Source organism: Microbacterium sp. (genome assembly GCF_035687345.1).
Taxonomy (GTDB): domain Bacteria; phylum Actinomycetota; class Actinomycetes; order Actinomycetales; family Microbacteriaceae; genus Microbacterium.
On sequence record NZ_DASRXZ010000136.1, the window covers coordinates 1 to 4,445 of the forward strand.

The 4,445-nt window shown below is 69.0% G+C and carries 5 protein-coding genes; all 5 read right to left on the reverse strand.

Annotated features, from left to right (window positions below; genetic code table 11):
- A partial coding sequence (locus VFF97_RS16175; RefSeq protein WP_325034534.1) for an MFS transporter occupies window positions 1–948 on the reverse strand: 948 nt, incomplete at its 3' end.
- A 66-nt stretch (window positions 949–1,014) separates the two neighbouring features.
- Window positions 1,015–1,800 carry a succinate dehydrogenase iron-sulfur subunit gene (locus VFF97_RS16180; protein WP_325034535.1) on the reverse strand — a complete coding sequence of 262 codons (786 nt, stop codon included), beginning with the start codon at window positions 1,798–1,800 and terminating at the stop codon, window positions 1,015–1,017.
- Window position 1,801: 1 nt separating this feature from the next.
- Window positions 1,802–3,607, reverse strand: a complete 1,806-nt coding sequence (gene sdhA, locus VFF97_RS16185; protein ID WP_325034536.1) for a succinate dehydrogenase flavoprotein subunit — start codon at window positions 3,605–3,607, stop codon at window positions 1,802–1,804.
- Between the two features lie 43 nt (window positions 3,608–3,650).
- Entirely contained in the window at window positions 3,651–4,112 is a 462-nt protein-coding gene (locus tag VFF97_RS16190) for a succinate dehydrogenase hydrophobic membrane anchor subunit (RefSeq protein WP_325034537.1), read from the reverse strand.
- Window positions 4,112–4,444, reverse strand: a complete 333-nt coding sequence (gene sdhC / locus VFF97_RS16195) for a succinate dehydrogenase, cytochrome b556 subunit (protein ID WP_325034538.1) — start codon at window positions 4,442–4,444, stop codon at window positions 4,112–4,114. Before sdhC ends, VFF97_RS16190 begins: the two co-directional genes overlap by 1 nt.
- Between the last annotated feature and the right edge of the window lies 1 nt (window position 4,445).

Genomic DNA, 4,445 nt, shown 5'->3' on the forward strand with positions numbered 1-4,445 from the left:
CGGGATGAGCACGCCTGCCGACACACCCGCGAGAGCGAAGCCCGCGACCGCGACGCCCGGCACCGGCACGAACGCGACGAGCGCGCACCCCACCGCCGACACGGACGCGGCGACCGCGACGATGCGGCGACGGTCGACGACCGACAGCAGACGATCCGTCACGAGTCGCGTCACGAGCACGACCGCCTGATACGCGGCGTACCCGAGCGGCGCGACCCACGCGAGGGCGGACAGGCCGTCCTGCAGGTAGACCGTGCTCCACGTGCTCACGGCCGAGTCCGCCACGAAGATCGCGAGCACGACGAGTCCGAACACCCAGATACCCGCACGCGGCAGACGCGTGCGCTCGGCCGGCGGCAGAGCCTGGTCGACAGGCGTCTCACGGGCCGAGAAGCGGGCCACGATGACAGCCGCGGCGAGGGCGACGACCGCCGCGCACGCGAGCGCGATGCCGGCGGCGAAGGCGGATGCGGCGACCACCGACACGAGCAGGGCGCCGCCGATCGCGGCTGCCGTCGCGGCCGCGAAGAAGCCTCCGAGCACGGGGCGCCCGTACGCACGCTGCACCGCGACGCCCTGCATCGCGGCCGACGCGTCGACGCATCCGAGCCCCACACCGAACACCGCCCAGGCGGCGACGAAGACGCCGAACGGCGTCGGCACCGCGATGACCGGCAGCGCGACCGCCTGGATCGCGAGGCCCAGGGTGAGCGCCGCGCGGCTTCCGAAGCGCACCGCGACCGCATTCGCCACGAGCGACCCGCCTGCGGCCATGAGGGCGACGCCGAGCACGATGAACGAGACCGTCATGTCGTCGACGTCCTGTCGCGCCTTGAGCGCGGGGAGCGAGGTGACCACGACGGCGTAGCCGAGGCCCTGTGCCGCGTACGCGGTCGTGACCGCTCCGCGGGCGGGCTTCCACTGCCCGCGCGGGGCAGGGCGCGGCATCCGCCGGTTCGTCTTGCTGCTGGTCAGCGGACCATCGCTCCGTTGCGACGCGTCCACTCGCGGGCCCTAGGCCCGCCCGCGCAGCACGGCCTGCTTGACCTCTGCGATCGCCTTCGTGACCTCGATGCCGCGGGGGCACGCCTCGGTGCAGTTGAACGTCGTGCGGCAGCGCCACACGCCCTCTTTGTCGTTGAGGATGTCGAGGCGCACCTGGGCGGCGTCGTCACGCGAGTCGAAGATGAACCGGTGCGCGTTGACGATCGCGGCGGGGCCGAAGTACTGACCGTCGGTCCAGAACACCGGGCACGACGACGTGCACGCCGCGCACAGGATGCACTTGGTCGTGTCGTCGAAGATCTCGCGGTTGACGATCGACTGGATGCGCTCCTTGCCCGGCTCAGGCGCCGTGCCCGAGATGAGGAACGGCTGCACCTCGCGGTAGGACGCGAAGAACGGCTCCATGTCGACGACGAGGTCCTTCTCGAGGGGAAGACCCTTGATCGCCTCGACGTAGATGGGCTGCGAGATGTCGAGGTCCTTGATGAGCGTCTTGCAGGCCAGGCGGTTGCGCCCGTTGATGCGCATCGCGTCGGAGCCGCAGATCCCGTGGGCGCACGAGCGGCGGAAGGTCAGCGACCCGTCGACCTCCCACTTGATCTTGTGCAGCGCGTCGAGCACGCGGTCGGTCGAGTAGAGCTCGACGTCGTAGTCGACCCAGCGCGGCTCCTCATCGACCTCGGGGTCGAAGCGCCGGATGATGAACGTGACGAGGAACGACTGGATGCCGGTGTCGGCCGGGGACTGCTCGACGTCGTCGTGCGCGTCGGTGGTCTCGAGGACGGTCGAGGTCATCTCAGTACTTCCTCTCCATCGGCTGGTAGCGCGTGACGACGACCGGCTTCCAATCGAGTCGGATGTGGTCCTCCGAGTTGGACGAGTGCGGGTCGCCCGTCAGGTACGCCATCGTGTGCTTCATGTAGTTCTCGTCGTCGCGCGCCGGGAAGTCGTCGCGCATGTGGCCGCCGCGGCTCTCCTTGCGGTTGCGCGCCGCGACGACGACGACCTCGGCGATGTCGAGCAGGAACCCGAGCTCGACCGCCTCGAGGAGGTCGGTGTTGTAGCGGCGGCCCTTGTCGTCGACGTGGACGTTGCGGTAGCGGGCGCGGAGGTCTTCGATCACCTCGAGCACCTCGCTGAGCGACTCCTCGGTGCGGAACACCTGGGCCTTGCGGTCCATCTCGTCCTGCAGCGTCTTGCGCAGGACGGCGATGCGCTCGGTGCCCGGGTTGTTGCGAAGGCCCTCGATCATCTCGCGCACCTCGCGCGCGGGGTCGTCGGGCAGCGGCACGAAGTCGGCGGTCTTGACGTACTCGACCGCGTGGCGGCCGGCGCGCTTGCCGAAGACGTTGATGTCGAGCAGCGAGTTCGTGCCGAGGCGGTTCGAGCCGTGCACCGACACGCACGCGCACTCGCCCGCGGCGTACAGACCGGGGACGATCGTCGTGTTGTCGCTGAGCACCTGCGCGTCGGTGTTGGTGGGGATGCCGCCCATCGCGTAGTGCGCGGTCGGCATGACCGGGACGGGCTCCACGACCGGGTCGACGCCGAGGTAGGTGCGCGCGAACTCGGTGATGTCGGGGAGCTTCGTCTCGAGCACCTCGGCACCGAGATGCGTGCAGTCCAGCAGCACGTAGTCGCGGTGCGGGCCGGCGCCGCGACCCTCCGCCACCTCCTGCACCATGCAGCGGCTCACGATGTCGCGTGGTGCGAGGTCCTTGATCGTGGGGGCGTAGCGCTCCATGAAGCGCTCGCCCGTGACGTTGCGCAGGATCGCGCCCTCGCCGCGCGCTCCCTCGGTGAGGAGGATGCCGAGACCGGCGAGGCCGGTCGGGTGGAACTGGAAGAACTCCATGTCCTCCAGGGGGAGGCCCTTGCGCCAGATGATGCCGACGCCGTCGCCGGTGAGCGTGTGCGCGTTCGACGTCGTCTTGAAGATCTTGCCGAATCCGCCCGTCGCGAAGATGACGGCCTTCGAGTGGAAGACGTGCAGATCGCCGGTCGCCAGCTCATAGGCGACGACACCCGCGACCTGCGTCGCGCCGTCGGCGTCCTTCACGGTGATGAGGTCGAGGACGTAGAACTCGTTGAAGAAGTTGATGCCGAGCTTGACGCAGTTCTGGAACAGCGTCTGCAGGATCATGTGTCCGGTGCGGTCGGCGGCGTAGCACGCACGGCGCACGGGCGTCTTGCCGTGGTCGGCCGTGTGACCGCCGAAGCGGCGCTGGTCGATCTTGCCCTCGGGCGTGCGGTTGAACGGCAGGCCCATGTTCTCGAGGTCGATGACCGCGTCGATCGCCTCTTTCGCGAGGATCTCGGCCGCATCCTGGTCGACGAGGTAGTCGCCGCCCTTGACGGTGTCGAAGGTGTGCCACTCCCACGAGTCGTCCTCGACGTTCGCGAGGGCCGCGGCCATCCCGCCCTGCGCCGCGCCGGTGTGCGAGCGCGTCGGATACAGCTTCGTGATGACGGCCGTCCGCGCTCCCGGACCCGCCTCGATCGCCGCACGCATTCCTGCGCCGCCGGCGCCCACGATGACGATGTCGAACTGGTGATAGTGGACGCCGTTCTTGACGACGCCGTCAGCGGTCTGGGTGCTCACGTGATTGGGGTGCTTTCCGTCTCTGTCAAGTGTCGTCGCCGCGTCAGGCGCAGCGTTCCTGCAGCCACTGGGCGCTCTGGTCGGTCAGGCCGAGGCACGGGTCGAACGTGAAGACCACGAGCGTTCCGAGGACGATGAGGAACCCTGCGGCCAGCCACAGGGCCCACACGAGCACGCGGCGCGTGCCCTCGTGCGTCACGTAGTCGTTGACGATCGTGCGCATGCCGTTCGCGCCGTGGATGAGGGCGAGCCACAGCATGAGCACGTCCCACCACTGCCAGAACGGGCTCGCGAACTTGCCCGCCACGAAGCCGAAGTCGATCGCGTGGATGCCGTCGCCGACCATGAGGTTGACGAACAGGTGCCCGAAGATGAGGACGATCAGCAGCACGCCCGAGGCGCGCATGTAGATCCAGCCCCACTTCTCGAGGTTGCCGCCGCGCTTGCTGCGCGGGGCGATGGGGCTGCGGGGATCGGCGATCGAGACGCTCTGCGCGGTGCTCATCAGTGACCCCCTCCCAGTCCGGCGAAGACGTTCATGAGGTGACGCGGCGCGAAGCCCAGCATCGTCACCGCCCACAGGCCGATGACGCCCCACCACAGCTGGCGCTGGTGGCGGGTGGCCCACGGCCAGAAGTCGACGAGCATGATGCGCAGTCCGTTGTACGCGTGGTACGCGACGGCCGCGACGAGCACCACCTCGCCGAGTCCCATGATCGGGTTCTTGTAGGTGCCGATCACCGCGTCGTACGCCTCGGGCGAGACGCGGATGAGGGCCGTGTCGAGCACGTGCACCAACAGGAAGAAGAAGATCGCCACGCCGGTGATGCGGTGCAGC